This window comes from Flavobacterium amylolyticum, from assembly GCF_048284335.1.
GTDB lineage: Bacteria > Bacteroidota > Bacteroidia > Flavobacteriales > Flavobacteriaceae > Flavobacterium.
Window position 1 is genome coordinate 607,533 of the sequence record NZ_JBLVPG010000001.1, and the last position, 17,792, is coordinate 625,324.

21 protein-coding genes and 1 riboswitch are annotated in these 17,792 nt (G+C 36.6%); of the genes, 17 read left to right on the top strand and 4 right to left on the bottom strand.

The features are described from left to right. The first annotated feature begins 97 nt into the window (after positions 1-97). The 16 genes from ACNQF9_RS02640 (at position 98) to ACNQF9_RS02715 (ending at position 13,249) form a co-directional block, all read left to right on the top strand. A complete protein-coding gene (locus ACNQF9_RS02640) occupies positions 98-841 on the top strand; it encodes a ferritin-like domain-containing protein (protein WP_417958704.1) in 744 nt (247 codons plus the stop codon). A gap of 19 nt (positions 842-860) precedes the next feature. After that, a complete protein-coding gene (locus ACNQF9_RS02645; protein WP_417958705.1) occupies positions 861-1,673 on the top strand; it encodes a ferritin-like domain-containing protein in 813 nt (270 codons plus the stop codon). 231 nt (positions 1,674-1,904) lie between these two features. After that, complete coding sequence (gene rplM / locus ACNQF9_RS02650; RefSeq protein ID WP_091202984.1) at positions 1,905-2,360, top strand: 50S ribosomal protein L13; 456 nt, start codon at positions 1,905-1,907, stop codon at positions 2,358-2,360. Next, positions 2,360-2,746, top strand: a complete 387-nt coding sequence (rpsI, locus tag ACNQF9_RS02655; protein WP_073204671.1) for a 30S ribosomal protein S9 — start codon at positions 2,360-2,362, stop codon at positions 2,744-2,746. Before rplM ends, rpsI begins: the two co-directional genes overlap by 1 nt. Positions 2,747-2,920: 174 nt before the next feature. Further along, positions 2,921-3,721, top strand: a complete 801-nt coding sequence (gene rpsB / locus ACNQF9_RS02660; protein WP_417958706.1) for a 30S ribosomal protein S2 — start codon at positions 2,921-2,923, stop codon at positions 3,719-3,721. Between the two features lie 132 nt (positions 3,722-3,853). Further along, a complete protein-coding gene (tsf, locus tag ACNQF9_RS02665) occupies positions 3,854-4,678 on the top strand; it encodes a translation elongation factor Ts (RefSeq protein ID WP_417958707.1) in 825 nt (274 codons plus the stop codon). Positions 4,679-4,825: 147 nt separating this feature from the next. Beyond that, positions 4,826-5,479: a queuosine precursor transporter gene (locus ACNQF9_RS02670; RefSeq protein WP_417958708.1), complete on the top strand. Its 654-nt coding sequence runs from the start codon at positions 4,826-4,828 to the stop codon at positions 5,477-5,479. A gap of 2 nt (positions 5,480-5,481) precedes the next feature. Then, positions 5,482-6,042 carry a DNA-3-methyladenine glycosylase I gene (locus ACNQF9_RS02675; protein ID WP_417958709.1) on the top strand — a complete coding sequence of 187 codons (561 nt, stop codon included), beginning with the start codon at positions 5,482-5,484 and terminating at the stop codon, positions 6,040-6,042. A 91-nt stretch (positions 6,043-6,133) separates the two neighbouring features. Next, positions 6,134-6,230, top strand: a riboswitch (TPP riboswitch). Positions 6,231-6,293: 63 nt separating this feature from the next. Next, positions 6,294-6,500: a sulfur carrier protein ThiS gene (gene thiS, locus ACNQF9_RS02680; protein ID WP_417958710.1), complete on the top strand. Its 207-nt coding sequence runs from the start codon at positions 6,294-6,296 to the stop codon at positions 6,498-6,500. 185 nt (positions 6,501-6,685) lie between these two features. After that, complete coding sequence (thiC, locus tag ACNQF9_RS02685) at positions 6,686-8,509, top strand: phosphomethylpyrimidine synthase ThiC (RefSeq protein ID WP_417958711.1); 1,824 nt, start codon at positions 6,686-6,688, stop codon at positions 8,507-8,509. 31 nt (positions 8,510-8,540) lie between these two features. After that, positions 8,541-9,140, top strand: coding sequence for a thiamine phosphate synthase (locus ACNQF9_RS02690; protein ID WP_417958712.1), 600 nt, complete (start codon positions 8,541-8,543; stop codon positions 9,138-9,140). Next, entirely contained in the window at positions 9,113-9,868 is a 756-nt protein-coding gene (locus ACNQF9_RS02695) for a hydroxymethylpyrimidine/phosphomethylpyrimidine kinase (protein WP_417958713.1), read from the top strand. The genes ACNQF9_RS02690 and ACNQF9_RS02695 overlap by 28 nt, the downstream gene beginning before the upstream one ends. Then, positions 9,861-10,493, top strand: a complete 633-nt coding sequence (locus tag ACNQF9_RS02700) for a thiamine phosphate synthase (RefSeq protein ID WP_417958714.1) — start codon at positions 9,861-9,863, stop codon at positions 10,491-10,493. The genes ACNQF9_RS02695 and ACNQF9_RS02700 overlap by 8 nt, the downstream gene beginning before the upstream one ends. Then, complete coding sequence (locus ACNQF9_RS02705) at positions 10,480-11,250, top strand: thiazole synthase (protein ID WP_417958715.1); 771 nt, start codon at positions 10,480-10,482, stop codon at positions 11,248-11,250. The genes ACNQF9_RS02700 and ACNQF9_RS02705 overlap by 14 nt, the downstream gene beginning before the upstream one ends. 82 nt (positions 11,251-11,332) lie before the next feature. Continuing rightward, complete coding sequence (gene thiH / locus ACNQF9_RS02710) at positions 11,333-12,454, top strand: 2-iminoacetate synthase ThiH (protein ID WP_417958716.1); 1,122 nt, start codon at positions 11,333-11,335, stop codon at positions 12,452-12,454. Between the two features lie 84 nt (positions 12,455-12,538). Further along, a complete protein-coding gene (locus ACNQF9_RS02715) occupies positions 12,539-13,249 on the top strand; it encodes a HesA/MoeB/ThiF family protein (protein WP_417958717.1) in 711 nt (236 codons plus the stop codon). Here ACNQF9_RS02715 and aat read toward each other — a convergent pair. The 3 genes from aat to ACNQF9_RS02730 form a co-directional block, all read right to left on the bottom strand. Next, entirely contained in the window at positions 13,246-13,890 is a 645-nt protein-coding gene (gene aat / locus ACNQF9_RS02720; protein ID WP_417958718.1) for a leucyl/phenylalanyl-tRNA--protein transferase, read from the bottom strand. The genes ACNQF9_RS02715 and aat overlap by 4 nt on opposite strands. Before the next feature lie 74 nt (positions 13,891-13,964). After that, complete coding sequence (locus ACNQF9_RS02725) at positions 13,965-14,342, bottom strand: DUF3127 domain-containing protein (protein ID WP_416856237.1); 378 nt, start codon at positions 14,340-14,342, stop codon at positions 13,965-13,967. Between the two features lie 27 nt (positions 14,343-14,369). Then, positions 14,370-15,245 (bottom strand): flavin reductase family protein, encoded by an 876-nt coding sequence (locus ACNQF9_RS02730; protein ID WP_417958719.1) that lies wholly within the window; start codon positions 15,243-15,245, stop codon positions 14,370-14,372. 175 nt (positions 15,246-15,420) lie between these two features. Here ACNQF9_RS02730 and ACNQF9_RS02735 point away from each other — a divergent pair, with 175 nt between their 5' ends. Continuing rightward, positions 15,421-16,575 (top strand): ATP-binding protein, encoded by a 1,155-nt coding sequence (locus tag ACNQF9_RS02735; RefSeq protein WP_417958720.1) that lies wholly within the window; start codon positions 15,421-15,423, stop codon positions 16,573-16,575. A 5-nt stretch (positions 16,576-16,580) separates the two neighbouring features. On the opposite strand, the gene ACNQF9_RS02740 is transcribed toward ACNQF9_RS02735, so the two are convergent. Beyond that, positions 16,581-17,738, bottom strand: a complete 1,158-nt coding sequence (locus ACNQF9_RS02740) for a transglutaminase domain-containing protein (RefSeq protein ID WP_417958721.1) — start codon at positions 17,736-17,738, stop codon at positions 16,581-16,583. Positions 17,739-17,792: the final 54 nt, after the last annotated feature.

The following is a 17,792-nucleotide window of genomic DNA, read 5'->3' on the forward strand; positions in this document are numbered from 1 at the left end:
TTATTATATTTGTAATCCTAATTCATCAATCGCAAATATACATATTAAATCATTAATCAGAAAGAATACAACTATTAACCTTTTAAATGTTTAGATTATGAAAAATGTAGTTTCGATTCAAGAAGTAAAACCATCTTTCACAAACAGAAGGAGCTTCCTGAAAATTAGTGGCCTCACACTTGTGGGCACAAGTTTATTGTTAGCGGGCTGTAATGATGACGATTATGAGGATGATCAAGCAAATCAGTTTCCCGGAGTAAGAAATGGAGTTTTTGATTTAGGCGGTGGAGATTTTGGTGTCCTAACCTATGCTTATGCACTAGAACAGCTAGAAGCCGATTTTTATACTAAAGTAGTAAACGCTTCTGGATTCACAACGAATTTCACAGCACAAGATCAAGCAGTTCTTACTGATTTGTATCGTCATGAAGTCATTCACAGAGAGTTTTTCAAGACTGCCTTAACAGGGGCTTTACCGGATCCAAACACTCAATTACTACCCACCTTAGCTTTTGATTATGGAACCTTAAATTTCAGCAACCGCACACAAGTTTTAGCTACGGCAAAAGCCTTGGAAGATACCGGAGTCGCTGCATATAACGGCGCTGGAAAATTAATCAAAAGTCCTGATTACTTACTATTAGCAGGAAAAATAGTTTCTGTTGAAGCAAGACACGCCTCGGCGATCAGAAGTTTAATCAATCCGAATTCAAAAGATTTTGCCGGAGATGATGTTATAAATGTCACTACAGGACTAGACGTAGCAAGTAACCCATCACAAGTAATTCCTGTAGCTGGTGGATTTATCACAACAAATTTTACTGCACAGTATTTACCATAAACTTTTAAATTTAGAAATTATGAACATATTAAAATTTATAGAATCTCTTGCAGATGAAAATATATTGCAAACGAAGGGCTCCAGAAGAGAAAGTTTAGGACAATTCAGTACATTAGGAAAAAACTTAGCATTAGCAGCCATTCCATTCGGATTAGCATCAGTATCAACTTCAGCATATGCGGCCGATATCTCGCCAACTCCTAGTACACCCATTGGGGCTTTGCAGCTTGCTTTAACACTAGAATATCTTGAAAAGGAATTTTATCAGATGGCATTAGATTCTGGTGTAATCCCTTTACTTGAAAATTTAGGGCGTGATAGAAAAGTTTTTGAACAAATTTCTAAACATGAAAACAGCCATGTTACGTTTCTAATTAACGGCCTGGGTGGCACTGCAAGTGCAAATTTCGTACCTAAACCTACTTTTGATTTTACCGTTGGTGGCGCTTTCAAACCCTTTACAGATTACCCAACTTTTCTTGCCTTGGCCCAAGCTTTTGAAGACACAGGCGTAAGAGCTTATAAAGGTCAGGCCGGAAATCTAATTTCTACCCCAGATTTACTTACAGCTGCATTACAGATTCACTCTGTTGAAGCCAGACATGCCTCAGAAGTAAGAAGACTCAGAGGATTAAAAGGATGGATTTCAGGAAATCAAAGAGGAGCAGGTATGCCCGCTGCAACACAAGCAGTATATGATGGTGAAGAAGTTACAGTTCAAGCCGGATATAATACAGCTGCTTTATTTGGTGCGGATGCAGGTTCTGAATCTTATGATGAACCTTTGACAACAGCTCAAGCGGTAGCAATAGCAAATATATTTATTGTATAAAATTGAATTCCCTTACTATCAAAACCATTTGAATCCTAAATTCAGATGGTTTTTTTGTGTAAGACTTTATTTATCATCGTTTTAATTAAAATTAATCTAGCATTTTCATCCAAAAATAAATCTATAGATATATAGTTAAAATTATCTTTTACAGGTGTTTGTATTTAAAATAAATAATTGTACTTTTGCAACCCCTTTATTGGGGATGGAATGTTTAATTAAAAATATATTATGGACGCATTAAGCTACAAGACACAATCAGCAAGCAAAGCCACTGTTACAAAAGAGTGGATTGTTGTAGATGCTGATGGTCATAACTTAGGTCGTCTTGCTTCAAAAGTCGCTATGATTTTGAGAGGTAAGTACAAACCAAGTTACACACCACACGTGGACTGCGGAGATAACGTTATCGTTATCAACTCAGAAAAAATCAACCTTACAGGTAACAAAATGGATGAAAAAACTTACATCCGTCACACTGGTTACCCAGGAGGTCAAAGAACTTTAACTGCTAAAGTATTGCAAGCAAAAAACCCTGCATTACTAGTAGAAAAAGCAATAAAAGGGATGTTACCAAAAAACAAAATTGGCGCGGAACTTTTTAGAAATTTAAATGTTGTTGTAGGATCAGAGCACAAACAAGGCGCACAAAAACCTAGAACAGTTAACCTTAACGATCTTAAGTAATGGGAGTTATTCACAAAATCGGTAGAAGAAAAACCGCTGTTGCACGTGTTTATGTTTCGGAAGGAACAGGAGTAATCGTTGTAAACAAAAAACCATTCGAAACTTATTTCCCAACAGCAACTTTACAGTACAAAGTGTTACAACCGATGTCTATGACAGAAAATGTAAGCAACTTTGACGTAAAAGTGAACGTTTACGGAGGTGGTTCAACTGGTCAAGCAGAAGCTGTAAGAATGGCATTGGCACGCGTTATGTGTGAAGTAAATGCTGAAAACAGAGCTATCTTGAAACCAGAAGGTTTATTGACAAGAGATCCAAGAATGGTTGAACGTAAGAAATTCGGCCAGAAGAAAGCTCGTAAGAGATTCCAATTCTCTAAACGTTAATAGTACCTGTCTTGTTCAAATAGGACAAGACATTGTCAATTATTTATTGAAATTAAAAAAAACAGTTGTTGTTGCTCTCCTACCGAGGTAGGAAATAGTTTAGCATCTAAATGTATAAAGCCGAGAAATCGCCATTTATGCATTGCTAATCAACAGAACGTAAACTAGAACAAAATGGCAAACAAAGTAGAAGTAAAAGAATTACTAGAAGCAGGTGTTCACTTCGGACACATGACTAGAAAATGGGATCCAAACATGGCTCCTTACATTTATATGGAGCGTAATGGTATTCACATTATCAATCTATATAAAACTGCAGCAAAAATTGAAGAAGCGAATGAAGCTTTGAAAAAAATCGCTGCATCAGGTAGAAAAATATTATTCGTTGCTACCAAAAAACAAGCAAAAGACATCGTTGCTGAAAAAGCAAAAGCTGCAAACATGCCTTACATTACTGAAAGATGGCCTGGTGGAATGCTAACTAACTTCGTAACTATCCGTAAAGCTGTTAAAAAAATGGCTACTATTGATAAAATGAAGAAAGATGGTACCTTCATGACCCTTTCTAAAAAAGAGCGTTTACAAGTGGATCGTCTTCGTGCTAAATTAGAGAAAAACTTAGGTTCAATCGCTGACATGTCTAGACTACCAGCTGCATTGTTCGTAGTTGATATCAAAGCGGAACACATTGCAATAAAAGAAGCTCAAAAATTAAACATTCCAGTTTTCGCAATGGTGGATACCAATTCTGACCCAAGAGAGGTTGAATTTGTAATCCCATCTAACGATGATGCTTCTAAATCAATTGATAAAATTTTATCTTTAGTTACGGCTGCAATTGTTGAAGGACTTTCTGATAGAGGTTCTGACAAAGAAGGCGAAGCTACTGCTGAAGTTGTTGCTCCTGCTGCTGAAGCGGTAGAAGTTGTTGCTCCTGCTGTAGAAGTTGCTGCTCCAACTGCAACTGAAGAATAGATTAACATTTAATTCCAAGTTTTAAATTCCTCTCCATAAAAAATTAGAAACCTAAAGTTTATAATTTAATAAAATTGGAAATTGGATTTAACACTTGGAATTTTTTACTTTTAACCTTAAAAAATAATACATATGGCAACAATTACTGCTGCAGACGTAAATAAATTAAGAACAATCACTGGTGCAGGAATGATGGACTGCAAAAAAGCTTTGGTTGAAGCAGACGGAGATTTCGATTTAGCGATCGAAAACTTACGTAAAAAAGGACAAAAAGTAGCTGCTAATCGTTCAGATAGAGAATCTACTGAAGGTGCTGCAATTGCTGTTGTAAATGCTGACAAAACTGCTGGAGTTGTGATCACATTAAATTGTGAAACCGACTTCGTAGGGATGAATGAAAACTTTGTAAAAATGGCTACTGAAATGGCTAATTTAGCATTGAATTTTGACACTAAAGAAGCATTTTTAGCAGCTGATTTCAACGGAATCACTGTTGCTGACAAATTAATCGAGCAAACTGGAGTTATCGGTGAAAAACTAGAGATAAGAACTTTCGAAAAATTAGAAGGTGCTTTCATCGGGTCTTACATTCACTCTGGAAACAAAATTGCTACTTTAGTTAGTCTATCTGCAAAAATTGAAGGTGCTGATGAAGTATCAAGAAACATTGCCATGCAAGCTGCAGCTATGTCACCTATCGCATTAGACGAAACTGGTGTTGACGCTGACACTATAGCAAAAGAAATAGAAATTGCTAAAGATATCCTGCGTCAAGAAGGAAAACCTGAAGCAATGTTAGACAATATTGCTAAAGGTAAATTGGCTCGTTTCTTTAAAGATAATACTTTAGTAAACCAAGATTATATTAAAGACAATAAAATGAGCGTTGCTGCTTATGCTAAATCTTTAGATAAAGATCTTATCGTTACCGGTTTCAAAAGAGCTGCTTTAGGATAATCTTTCTAAAATCGTTTCAGGTTTCTAAATTTATTTTAAATTCTGATTACAAATATAAAATCCCATTTTGTTGTAAAAACAAGATGGGATTTTTTTATTATCTAAAAAATAAATTAAAACACTAAATTTGAGTACTAATTATTTTTTATGTTCAAAACCAAAAAAGAACTTGTATTCGTTATCCTAGCCGGAATCTTTATCACTAATGCTGTTGTCGCCGAATTGATTGGTGGAAAATTGATACAAATAGGCCCTTTCGTTATGAGTATTGGGATTTTACCTTGGCCAATCGTTTTTCTAACTACCGATTTAATCAATGAATATTTTGGAGAAAAAGGTGTAAAAAAACTATCTTATATTACGGCTTGTTTAATAGGCTATGCTTTTATCATATTACTTTTAGCCATAATTGTTCCCGCGGCAAAAGGAATTAGTCCTGTAAATGATTCTCAGTTTTATGCCGTATTTGGTCAAAGTATGTGGATTATTGCCGGTAGTATTATTGCATTTTTAGTTTCCCAATTGATTGATGTTAGCGTATTCTGGTTTTTCAAAAACAGGACAGGAGAACGAAAAATATGGCTACGAACAACCGGTTCTACAGTAGTTTCACAATTATTTGATTCCTTTATTGTGTTAGGAATTGCTTTTTGGCTCCCCGGAAAAATCAATTTTGATACTTTTTTAAGTTCGGCACTGATTGGCTATACATTCAAACTAGGAATCGCTATTTTACTGACTCCATTAATATATTTAGGTCACTATTTAATTAAAAAATATTTATCCGAAGAAACAGAATAATTATGGAAGACAAATCAAGATGTAAATGGAGTGTTGGAACTACTATTTACGAAAAATACCATGATGAAGAATGGGGAATTCCGGTTTATGACGATCAAAAATTATTTGAGTTTTTAATCCTCGAAACCTTTCAGGCGGGATTGAGTTGGATAACCATCTTAAAAAAGAGAGAAAACTTCAAAGTAGCTTTTGATGATTTTGACTATAAAAAAGTAGCCCTTTATACCGAAGATAAAATCGAGGAATTGTTGCAAAACGCTGGAATCATTCGCAATCAATTAAAAATCAGATCGGCAGTTTCAAATGCAGTTGCCTTTATGAAAGTACAAGAAGAATTTGGTAGTTTCAGTAAATACATTTGGGAATTCACCGATGGAAAACCAATAAATAACAATCGACAATCGCTAAAAGAAGTTCCTGCCACTACTCCACTTTCGGACGCAATCAGTAAAGATTTGAAAAAACGTGGGTTTAAATTCGTAGGTTCTACAGTGGTTTATGCGCACATGCAAGCCACTGGAATGGTTGATGATCACGTAGCTGATTGCTGGAAAAAACAGTGACTTTTTAAAAACTAATAACAAAACGAGTTCGAAAAGTTTTATTTTTTTTCGAAATTTAAGAATCTCGTATTAAATAATATCCTATTTTTGCTCCACACTTTAGGGGTGTCTACAATATTGTAGGCTGAGAATTACCCTCTGAACCTGATCTAGTTCATACTAGCGTAGGGAAAAGTAAGATGACTTCCTAGTACATTTATGTACCCTTGTAGCCATTCCTAAAGTATAACTGTATACTAAATTCAAAAGGAATGGAGCTTAAAATCAACAATCAAACGAAACAATTTACAACTGACAGTCTAACTGTTCAGGCACTTCTTGACTTGGAAATTCCCATCAAACAAAAAGGAATCGCCGTAGCCATTAACAATACCGTGATTCCAAAATCCAACTGGAATTCCCATCCCATACAAGAAACCGACGACATTCTCATCATCTCCGCAACTCAAGGAGGCTAATTGGGCTGCTCGGGCGGGCTATCCATTTCAAGTCCGCAGTTGCAATCCTATAAAACATAATCTTAGTCTAAGCTTCCTTACGGTCGCTTCACTCATCCTTGTTTTATGTGGCTTTCCACTTTACGGGCTTTCCATTACTATCCCTAGCAGAAGGCGAACACTCCTAAAATATAAAATTCAAACAAATGAATAACGAAGAAAAAATTTCAAGAACTCCTTTCCCAAACTCTACAAAAATTTACGTAGACGGAATCCTTCATCCCATAAAAGTAGCGATGCGAGAAATTGCATTGGCTGATACTAAAATGTCAAACGGCAGAATAGAAAAAAATCCTCCGGTAACCGTTTACGATACTTCCGGTCCCTTCACCGACCCAAATATTGAAATTGACATTCGAAAAGGTTTGCCCCGCATTCGGGAACAATGGATTCAAGACCGAAATGATGTAGAAGAACTGACTGAAATCTCTTCCGAATATGGAAAAAAACGTTTGAATGACGAAAAATTGAACGAATTGCGTTTTGAATATTTGCACAAACCCATGCGGGCCAAAAAAGGAGCCAACGTATCTCAATTGTATTATGCAAAACAGGGAATTATCACGCCCGAAATGGAATACATCGCCATTCGTGAAAACCAACGCTTGGAGCTGATAAACGACCAAACCAAGGCGATGCAATGCCAACACGGCGGAAACAGTTTTGGCGCCAACACGCCAAAATCCAAGATCACACCTGAATTTGTCCGCAGTGAAGTAGCCAGAGGCCGCGCCATTATCCCAAATAACATTAACCATCCAGAAAGTGAACCGATGATTGTGGGACGCAACTTCTTGGTGAAAATTAATGCGAACATTGGGAACAGCGCCGTAACCTCAACGATCGAAGAAGAAGTGGAAAAAGCAGTTTGGGCTTGCCGTTGGGGAGCTGACACGATTATGGATTTATCAACAGGTAAAAACATTCACGAAACCAGAGAATGGATTATTCGAAATTCTCCCGTGCCAATTGGAACCGTGCCTATCTACCAAGCTTTGGAAAAAGTAAATGGAGTTGCTGAAGATTTGACTTGGGAAGTCTATCGTGATACGTTAATCGAACAAGCAGAACAGGGTGTTTCTTATTTCACTATTCATGCCGGTGTTTTATTGCGTTACATCCATTTAACTGCTGACCGCGTTACCGGAATTGTTTCCCGTGGTGGTTCTATCATGGCAAAATGGTGTTTGTTTCACCACAAAGAAAATTTCCTTTACACTCATTTCGAGGAGATTTGCGAAATCATGAAACAGTATGACGTAGCCTTTTCATTAGGAGATGGTTTACGCCCTGGTTCTATTGCCGATGCAAATGATGCAGCTCAATTTGCCGAATTGGAAACACTTGGTGAGCTGACAAAAATTGCTTGGAAACACGATGTTCAGGTATTTATTGAAGGTCCCGGTCATGTACCGATGCACCTAATTAAAGAAAATATGGACAAGCAACTGGAACACTGTGACGAAGCTCCTTTTTATACTTTAGGCCCATTGACAACGGATATTGCCCCGGGCTATGACCACATCACTTCCGCCATTGGTGCTGCAATGATAGGTTGGTACGGTTGTGCGATGTTATGCTACGTGACACCAAAAGAACACCTCGGTTTACCCAACAAAAAAGACGTTAAAGACGGTGTTATCACGTATAAGATTTCGGCTCATGCCGCTGATTTGGCCAAAGGTCATCCGGGATCGCAATACCGTGACAATGCCTTGAGCAAAGCGCGCTTTGAATTCCGTTGGGAAGACCAATTCAACTTGTCATTAGATCCTGATACAGCCCGTGAATTCCATGATGAAACCTTGCCGGCAGATGGTGCCAAAGTGGCTCATTTCTGCTCGATGTGTGGACCCAAATTCTGCTCAATGAAAATCTCGCAGGAAATCCGTGATGTTGCAGAAGCTGAAAAAGGGATGCAAGAGAAGTCGCAAGAATTTGTAAAAAGTGGAAAGGAAATTTATATCTAAAAAATAGAGGAAAGAAGAAAGAGAAAAGACTATGATCGTAATCACAAATCCAATTCCTATCCGTAATGAAATCAGCACTATTCATTCACTTTTCGATAATGGACTGGAGTTGCTTCACATTCGGAAACCAAAATTTTGTACAGCAGAAATGAAAGCTTTCATATCGGAAATAAAATCGGATTATAGAAAAAATTTGGTTTTAAACAGTCATCATCAACTGGCTTCGACATCTGGAATACATCGCATTCATTTTACAGAAAAAAGGAGAATCGAAACATCCGAGGAAAGTTTAAAAAAATGGAAAGAAAAAGGATTTTCACTCTCCACTTCCGTCCATAACATGGCTGATTTTGAACAACTATCCACTGTTTTTGATTACGCTCTTTTTGGACCGGTTTTCGAAAGTATTTCTAAAACAAAGTACGCTTCGGCTATTGATTTTAAAAAAGAATTGGAACACAGAAAGAATAACACAACTGCATTGATTGCAATAGGTGGAATTACCTCTGAGAGAATCAAAACCGCATTAGTATATGGTTTTGATGCTGTGGCGCTTTTAGGTACCATTTGGAACAGTAAACATCCAGTCAAAAATTTTAAACTATGTCAGAAAACAGACCTTACGTATTAACAATTGCAGGCTTTGATCCGTCTGGAGGTGCAGGGGTTTTGGCAGACATCAAAACATTCGAGCAACATCACGTCTATGGTTTTGCATTGAATACAGGCAACACCATTCAAACCGAAAGGGAGTTCTTCGAAATGCACTGGACTGACCAAGCTTTTGTATTGAGATCACTAGACAAATTGTTTAAAAACTATACTATCAAAGCAGTAAAAATTGGAATTGTTCCTTCACTCGACTACTTAAAAGAAATTGTTTTTTTGATAAAAAAGCTTTCGCCAAAAACAAAAATAATTTGGGATACCGTTTTAAAATCGACGACCAATTTCAATTTTTTAATCCTCGAAAACCAGAACAGTTTAATTGAAATACTCCGAGAAATTGATTTGATTACACCCAATTATAATGAAATTGTACAACTGTCTTCTGAAGAAATTAATGCAGAAAGAATTGCGATAACCCTTTCAAAACACTGCGCCGTGTTACTAAAAGGCGGTCATAATCCTGCAGCAATAGGCATTGATTATTTATATACCAGTAAGGAAATCTTTAGGCTTAAGCCAAATAATACTTTAGTTTTCGAAAAACATGGTTCCGGTTGCGTATTAGCATCCGCTATTACAGCCAATTTAGCTCTGGAACAAGACCTAAAAACAGCTTGCATCAATGCCAAAAAATATATAGAAACGTACTTAGAATCCAACCCAACTAAATTAGGATACCATCATGCATAATAGGTTACACTACATTTCGCAGGGAAACACAGTCGAAGAACAATTATATAACATCCACAAAGCGTTGGATAATGGTTGTGATTGGATACAATTGCGGTTCAAAAAAAATTATTCAGATGATGCCTTCATTTTAGCGGAAGCCGTAAAAATGTTATGCAAAGAATATTTGGCGACTTTTATCATCAATGACAATGTCCATTTAGCGAAACAATTGGATGCTGATGGAGTCCATTTGGGTTTGAGTGACATGAAGGTCGAAGAAGCCCGAGTACTTTTAGGAAAAACAAAAATCATTGGAGGAACTGCAAATACTTTTGATGAAGTACTCCAAAGAACAGCCGAAAACTGTGATTATATTGGTCTGGGTCCATACCAATTCACAACTACCAAACAAAATTTAAGTCCAATTTTAGGATTGGAAGGCTATCGTTCGATTATCAAACAAATGAAAACAAAAAATATTCAAATTCCCATTTATGCCATTGGAGGCATCACACTAGAAAATGTAGAGAGCTTAATGGAAACCGGAATTTATGGTATTGCCGTTTCTGGTTTGATTACGCAAACCGAAAATCCATTCCAACTTATCAATCAACTTAACGACAACTTATATGGTACCATTTAAAATAGGAGACAAAACCTTTCAATCCCGCTTATTTTTAGGCACAGGGAAATTTGGTTCCAATCAACAGATGGAAGAAGCCATTTTAGCCTCTGGAAGCGAGTTAGTAACCGTCGCATTAAAACGTGTGGATTTAGAAACCGAAACCGATGCTCTTTTATCCCATTTGAAACATCCGCTGATTAATTTGTTACCCAATACTTCTGGCGCTCGAAATGCTAAAGAAGCCATTTTGGCAGCACAATTAGCTCGGGAGGCATTAGAAACCAATTGGCTTAAACTGGAAATTCATCCCGATCCAAAATATTTGATGCCCGATGCGATCGAAACCTTAAAAGCTACAGAGGCATTAGCCAAATTAGGATTTATCGTTTTGCCTTATATCCATGCGGATCCCGTTTTGTGTAAACGACTAGAAGACGCAGGGACTTCGGCGGTGATGCCTTTGGGTTCACCAATTGGCAGTAACAAAGGATTAAAAACTATCGATTTTTTGGAAATTATTATCGAACAAAGTAGAGTTCCCGTAATTGTTGATGCCGGCATTGGCGCACCATCCGATGCTGCAAAAGCGATGGAACTTGGGGCTGATGCTGTTTTGGTAAACACAGCCATTGCCGTTGCCGGAAACCCTATATTAATGGCCGAAGCTTTTAGAGAAGCCGTTATTGCAGGTCGAAAAGCCTTCGAAGCGCAATTAGCGCAAAAAGCAAATCGTGCAATGGCCTCAAGTCCTTTGACAGCGTTTTTGTATGAGTAATCCTCTCCCCAACCCCCTCCAAAGGAGAGGAAGCCGAAACTGAACACCAAAAATGATGATCACTAAATAACCAACATAAACAATGAAAACATTTAAAGCGGTTTTTGACAATTACGATTGGGATACTATTAAATCTAAAATATACAGTACTACTTCCTTAGAAGTCGAACAGGCTTTGGCCAAAAGCAAACGCAATCTAGATGATTTTTTGGCATTGATTTCACCGGCTGCCCTCCCTTATTTAGAGCAAATGGCACAGCTGGCACAGAAATTAACCCAAAAAAGATTTGGCAAAACAATTCAGATGTATGCTCCTTTGTATTTAAGCAACGAATGCCAAAATATTTGTACCTATTGTGGTTTTAGTTTAGATAACAAAATCAAACGAAAAACGCTTACCGAAAATGAAATCACGCTAGAAATCGAGGTCTTGAAAAAAGCGGGATTCGATCATGTTTTACTAGTGACTGGCGAAGCAAATCATACCGTAAACATTCATTATTTTCTAAAGGCAATTGCACAAATAAAAAATAATTTTTCAACCATTTCAGCCGAAGTACAACCTTTGTCAACAGAAGAATACGTGCAATTACATGAAGGCGGTGTCTATTCGATTTTAGTATATCAGGAAAGCTACCATCGTGATGTTTACAAACAGTATCATACCAAAGGAAAAAAATCCAATTTTGATTTTCGTTTAGAAACACCAGACAGAGTAGGGACTGCAGGAATTCATAAAATAGGATTGGGTGTTTTATTAGGATTGGAAGATTGGCGCACGGACAGTTTTTTTAATGCCTTGCATTTGGATTATTTACAGAAAACCTATTGGCAAACTAAATACGCCGTTTCTTTCCCCAGATTACGACCGGCGGAAGGAGTTATTGCGCCTAATTTTATCATGGAGGATGCTGATTTGACCCAACTCATTTGTGCCTATCGCTTGTGGAATGAAGATTTAGAAATCTCTATGTCTACCCGAGAGAACGAAAAATTTCGAGATAATAGTATTGCAATTGGTATCACCAGTATGAGTGCCGGTTCTAAAACTAATCCTGGCGGTTATGCAGTTGATCCACAATCCTTGGAGCAATTTGAAATCAGTGATGAACGATCTGCTGCCGAGATTGCAAAAGTTATTTCCAGCAAAGGATACGAACCCGTTTGGAAAGATTGGGATAAAATATACAATCAAATGTCATAAAGTCTTAATGTCGAAAGAACTCAACTTACTTTTTATCTTCTTTTGACTTTCAACTTTATGACTTTCAACTTTAAGACTAAAAAAATGAGTATCATTCAAGATTTTTTACGCTACAACCGCCAGATGATGTTGCCGGAAATAGGCGATTCGGGGCAGGAAAAACTCAAGAAAGCCAAAGTTTTAGTACTTGGCGCAGGCGGATTGGGTTGTCCAATTTTACACTATATGGCAACCGCTGGAGTGGGAACCATAGGAATTGTGGATTTTGACACCATAGAATTGCACAACTTGCACCGTCAAATTTTATATATGGAGCAGCACGTTGGGAAATCAAAAGCACTTACAGCCAAATGTGTTTTAGAAACGTTAAATCCATTGATTCATATTGTTGCTTTTGAAGAAAAATTAACCGTTGAAAACGCCGCACAAATCATCATGGATTTTGATGTAATTGTTGATGGCTGTGATAATTTTGAAACCCGTTATCTGTTAAATGACACCTGCGTAAAACTAGGAAAATCATTAATATATGGCAGCATTTTGAAATTTGAGGGACAAATGGCCGTTTTCAACCATAATGGAACTAAAAATCTACGTGATTTATTCCCAGAACCACCAAATCCAAAAGACGTTCCCAATTGTAATTCGAATGGTGTATTGGGTACGCTTCCAGGAATTATCGGAACTATGATGGCGCATGAAACGTTGAAACTGATTCTGGAATTACCTACTTTAGAAAATGAATTGGTGCTTTACAATACTTTAGATTGGAGTTTTACTAAACTGAAGTTTTAAAACGGTTGCCTTTTTAATATTTCCATAAAATCACCTCTTTCAATTTCTCTACAACCCAGACTTTCGAGATGCGGATTATACACCTGACAATCTAATAATTGATAATTGGCTTTCATTAATTCGTTTACCAAAGCGATGAAAGCTACTTTTGAAGCATTGGAAACTGTAGAAAACATACTTTCTCCACAGAAAACATGACCTAAATCGATACCATAAAGTCCGCCTACTAATTTTTCGTTTTGCCAAACCTCTACTGATTTAGCACTACCTAATTCGTGTAGTTTACAATAAGCTTCAATCATATCATTGGTAATCCAAGTCCCGTTTTGACCCTCGCGTTTTATGTTTTGACAATTAGAGATTACGGTTCTAAAATTCTGGTTGAACGTAACCTTGAACATATTTCTATTGAGTATGTTACGCATACTCTTAGAAACAATCAATTCATCCAAAAACAAAACCATTCTGGGATTAGGGGACCACCATGTAATGGGCTCTCCATCTTCAAACCATGGAAAAATTCCACTTTTATAAGCAAGCCTCAAACGCTCTGGCGACAAGTCTCCTCCAAGAGCGAGAATACCCGCAGCATTAGTCTGAGAAACTGGAGGAAAGAATAGTGCTGCAGTTAAATAATACATTCTTTATTAAAAAATAAACCCGACAGCTATTATAACTGTCGGGGTGTTAACTATTATGAATAAAAATCAAATGATTAAAATGGCAAATCGTCTGCTTCTTCTTCGTTTAAATTTGTAGCTGGAGCAAATGCTTCGGCAGCTGGCATTGGAGGCATTTGCGCATTAGGTGCATCAGCCGCAACTCTTTCTACTCTCCATCCTTGAATTGCATTGAAATATTTAGTCACACCTTGTGGATCTACCCATTCGCGGCCTCTTAAATTGATAGAAACTTTTACCGCTTCACCTACTTTAAAACTATTCAATAAATCACATTTATCTTGTACAAATTCCACTAAAATATGTTGCGGATATTGTTCTTCTGTTGTTACTACAAGCTCTCTTTTTAAGAAACTACCGTTTCCTACATTTTTAGCATCCCCAAGCATTTTAATTTTTCCTGTAACTTCCATCTTCGTTATTTTTTATTGTTATTTATGTTATTTTTTTGCTAAAAGCACTTTCCAAGCAGACAAAACATCATTGTCATTCAAATATTTTTTTGCTTCTAAGTGCACTTTTTCTGGGTCATCAGAACTTAAAACTCCTTTTACAGCAAAATTCTGGTGTACAAATATACTAACTTCTTCCATTGTAGGCAAGGCTTCTATATTCCCTAACCTACCTAAATCATTCCCATTAAAAATCGGACTTTCTTTTATAAAACTGGGTATCGCATCAACCCCAATTCCTAATGTCGATAGAGGTTTTGGGACTTCAAAAAGTCCTTGATTTGATCTGGAATACCAGTTACCGCCTAATCTGGAAACCAAATCTATTTTATACTGGTCAATTACTCCGTTTTCGTCTAAAACCGCTTCATCAATATGAATTCTCACCACTTCACAAAGTATTAAATTTCCCGCTCCTCCTTCACTTCCCAAAGGAATAATCTGGGTGACTTTACATTCAAATTGCACTGGAGATTCTTTTACCCTGAAGGGCTTTACCACATCAGAAGCAATGGGCGTCAAACCTGATTTTACAAACTCATTTACACCAGCGGCGTACTCTGTACTTGCAAGAGATGTTTGTTGTACCATATCATAATTCACCACATTAATGACCACTTCACGTGTAGCTTCGGCATTGATCAAAGTGTGTTTAATTGAATTATCACGAACGCGTCTGGCCGGTGAAAATATTAAAATTGGAGGATTGGCGCTGAACACATTAAAGAAACTAAAAGGCGATACATTTGGATTTCCTTGTGCATCCATAGTACTGGCAAAAGCAATAGGTCTCGGCCCTACTGAACTTTGCAGATACCCCTGCAATTGTGCCGTTTCAATACTTTTAGGATCTATTGTAATCATATATTTTTGATTTATTACTATAAGACACAAAAGTAGACAAATCAATTAAGTTTTAGAAGTAGTAGACGAAATTAGAATACAATTTTAGGTGTATTTATTCTAAAAAAAAATCTTTGATTAAAACTAAAATACTACAGCCTTTATTTCGTTATATTTATAATTCAAATTTTCATTTATGCAGTTTTCTGAAAGAAGAAATACAACCCGTTGGATTATAATTTTTGCCTCTTTTTTAATAATTTCATTAATTCTTTGGAATACTTATACTTTTTTTCAAATCTTCAAAAACGAAGAACGATTAAAAATGAATCTTTGGGCACAAGCCCAAAAAACACTTATTAACGCTGACGAAAACACTGATGTTGAACTTCCGCTCCAAATTTTTAGTGATAACACCTCGATTCCTATTATCCTTACAGAAAATGACCGCATTATAAACACCGTCAATATTGATGAGGTTATTGTGAAAAACAAACAAAAAGCTATTGCTTTTTTATCCGATTTAAAAAATGAAAATGAGCCCATTGTTATTGAATATGTTTCGGGAAAATTTCAAAAATTATACTATGGAAACTCCGCTTTACTCAATAAATTAAAGTACTACCCTATTGCTTTAGTGCTTATCATTGTACTTTTTGGGGGGTTAGTTTACAATTTTTATCGAAGTACCAAAATGGCCACCCAAAACAAACTTTGGGCAGGAATGGCCAAAGAAACCGCACACCAGATTGGAACGCCGCTCTCTTCATTGATTGGCTGGGTTGAACTCCTGAAATCCGAAGATGTAGCTGAAAGCACTACTTTTGAAATCGAAAAAGACATTGAACGCTTGCAAACCATAACCGATCGTTTTTCGAAAATAGGTTCCGAACCAAAATTAGAAAACAGAGATATCATTCAAGAGACCCTTCAGTCTTACGACTATTTGCAATCCCGGTTTTCCAAACAAATTGAGTTCTCATTCCATGCACCAAAATCACCTATTATGGTATTACTCAATCCTACTTTACACAGTTGGACTATTGAAAATTTAGTAAAAAACGCTATTGATGCGATGAAAGGAAAAGGGAAATTAGCGCTAAGAATTGAACCTGTAGGTGATTATGTAAACATAAATGTTTCTGATTCAGGAGCCGGGATTCAGAAAAAACAATTCAAAACCATCTTTGAACCCGGTTTCACCACTAAAAAAAGGGGCTGGGGATTGGGTCTTTCATTGACTCAACGAATCGTAAAGGAGTACCACAAAGGAACCATCAAGGTACTGGATTCCGAAATTGGAAAAGGAACAACGATGCAAGTGAGTTTTAAAAAAAGTAATTTAGTTTAAAAAAATCACAACCAAGTTACGCTAGAAAACATCGTTTTCCGAACCATTTTAGACTTACTTAAATAGTTTTGCACAAACAACGCATGTTCTTTAGCTTGCGCCAAAGCTTTACTTATCGATTTTTTTATCGATGCCACACTTGCTGCATTTTCTGTACCAACTGAACCAATGCTATAAATTTCGTTTTGACATTTAGCCAGTTTATCCACTGGTATTTCAATCATACTACTAATTTCAGTATCCGAAAAAACAGGGTTAAACTTATTGTTTCTGTAGTGAATAAAATCATTCAATAACACAACGGCATCATTCATTTCATTTACAATAGAATTTAACTTTTCTATATTGGTGTTTTTTCGCAAATGCATAAACTGTCTCTTTTTACCCTCGTACCGTTCTACAATCATCGTGTTTTTCAATCCGTTTTTTTCAATTCTATCCGCTGCGGCCAACAATTGATCAACTTCTGACAAGGCGTTGTATTTGATAATTTCTTTTTCAAAATCAAAATATTTCTTGCTTTTATTCATTTGGATTTTTCCCTCATAAAACTCCTGATTGGTAACAGGGTAATTCAAAAATTGCCAGACATAGTCAAATGGGATATGAGAGGCAATTATTGTAGTAGGTTCTGCTTTGAAATACAGATTATTCAGTTTTTTTGAAAACTGACCATTGTTTACATAACCCGATCCCCAAGTGGGATCAAAAACATACCATTTTTTATCAATTCTTGCAGCAGTCCAAGCATGAGCCAAATTTCCCACCTTGCCGTTTTGCTTCGTATACCCTTGAATTATATAGGACTGAATTCCGATTTTTTCAGAAAGTGCATTCAAAACTTCAGCATAATGTATACAGACGCCTCTTTTGGTTTTTAAAGTCCTTGCGATTTTCTCTTGTGTTGATTCCTGAAAATTTACTGCATACATATTGGCAACATTATAGCTAATATTGGATGACGTCCAATAAAAAGCAGCTCTGATTTTATCCGTATCGGTTTTAAAATTTAGAGTAATGTATGTAGCGATTGCATCTATAGAATTAGTTGAATTAGCAGGAATAGCAGCCATTTTTGCATCGACCGCAGCATAAGCAGGACTAACTTGACCATAACTAAATAAAGAGAAAAAGAGAAAAAGGAGTACGCAACTATTTTTCATAGTATCGGTTTAGAATCTATAAATTAGAAAAGGGAATAGGTAAAAACCTATTCC

Excerpts from the sequence above, each read along its gene's own strand:
- ACNQF9_RS02735 (WP_417958720.1), top strand. The coding sequence starts at position 15,421 with ATGCAGTTTTCTGAAAGAAGAAATACAACCCGTTGGATTATAATTTTT.
- rpsI (WP_073204671.1), top strand. The coding sequence starts at position 2,360 with ATGGGAGTTATTCACAAAATCGGTAGAAGAAAAACCGCTGTTGCACGT.
- ACNQF9_RS02705 (WP_417958715.1), top strand. The coding sequence starts at position 10,480 with ATGGTACCATTTAAAATAGGAGACAAAACCTTTCAATCCCGCTTATTT.
- ACNQF9_RS02695 (WP_417958713.1), top strand. The coding sequence starts at position 9,113 with ATGTCAGAAAACAGACCTTACGTATTAACAATTGCAGGCTTTGATCCG.
- ACNQF9_RS02675 (WP_417958709.1), top strand. The coding sequence starts at position 5,482 with ATGGAAGACAAATCAAGATGTAAATGGAGTGTTGGAACTACTATTTAC.
- ACNQF9_RS02645 (WP_417958705.1), top strand. The coding sequence starts at position 861 with ATGAACATATTAAAATTTATAGAATCTCTTGCAGATGAAAATATATTG.
- ACNQF9_RS02670 (WP_417958708.1), top strand. The coding sequence starts at position 4,826 with ATGTTCAAAACCAAAAAAGAACTTGTATTCGTTATCCTAGCCGGAATC.
- ACNQF9_RS02730 (WP_417958719.1), bottom strand. The coding sequence starts at position 15,245 with ATGATTACAATAGATCCTAAAAGTATTGAAACGGCACAATTGCAGGGG.
- thiH (WP_417958716.1), top strand. The coding sequence starts at position 11,333 with ATGAAAACATTTAAAGCGGTTTTTGACAATTACGATTGGGATACTATT.
- tsf (WP_417958707.1), top strand. The coding sequence starts at position 3,854 with ATGGCAACAATTACTGCTGCAGACGTAAATAAATTAAGAACAATCACT.
- ACNQF9_RS02740 (WP_417958721.1), bottom strand. The coding sequence starts at position 17,738 with ATGAAAAATAGTTGCGTACTCCTTTTTCTCTTTTTCTCTTTATTTAGT.
- thiC (WP_417958711.1), top strand. The coding sequence starts at position 6,686 with ATGAATAACGAAGAAAAAATTTCAAGAACTCCTTTCCCAAACTCTACA.
- rplM (WP_091202984.1), top strand. The coding sequence starts at position 1,905 with ATGGACGCATTAAGCTACAAGACACAATCAGCAAGCAAAGCCACTGTT.
- ACNQF9_RS02690 (WP_417958712.1), top strand. The coding sequence starts at position 8,541 with ATGATCGTAATCACAAATCCAATTCCTATCCGTAATGAAATCAGCACT.
- ACNQF9_RS02640 (WP_417958704.1), top strand. The coding sequence starts at position 98 with ATGAAAAATGTAGTTTCGATTCAAGAAGTAAAACCATCTTTCACAAAC.
- ACNQF9_RS02700 (WP_417958714.1), top strand. The coding sequence starts at position 9,861 with ATGCATAATAGGTTACACTACATTTCGCAGGGAAACACAGTCGAAGAA.
- aat (WP_417958718.1), bottom strand. The coding sequence starts at position 13,890 with ATGTATTATTTAACTGCAGCACTATTCTTTCCTCCAGTTTCTCAGACT.
- thiS (WP_417958710.1), top strand. The coding sequence starts at position 6,294 with ATGGAGCTTAAAATCAACAATCAAACGAAACAATTTACAACTGACAGT.
- rpsB (WP_417958706.1), top strand. The coding sequence starts at position 2,921 with ATGGCAAACAAAGTAGAAGTAAAAGAATTACTAGAAGCAGGTGTTCAC.
- ACNQF9_RS02725 (WP_416856237.1), bottom strand. The coding sequence starts at position 14,342 with ATGGAAGTTACAGGAAAAATTAAAATGCTTGGGGATGCTAAAAATGTA.
- ACNQF9_RS02715 (WP_417958717.1), top strand. The coding sequence starts at position 12,539 with ATGAGTATCATTCAAGATTTTTTACGCTACAACCGCCAGATGATGTTG.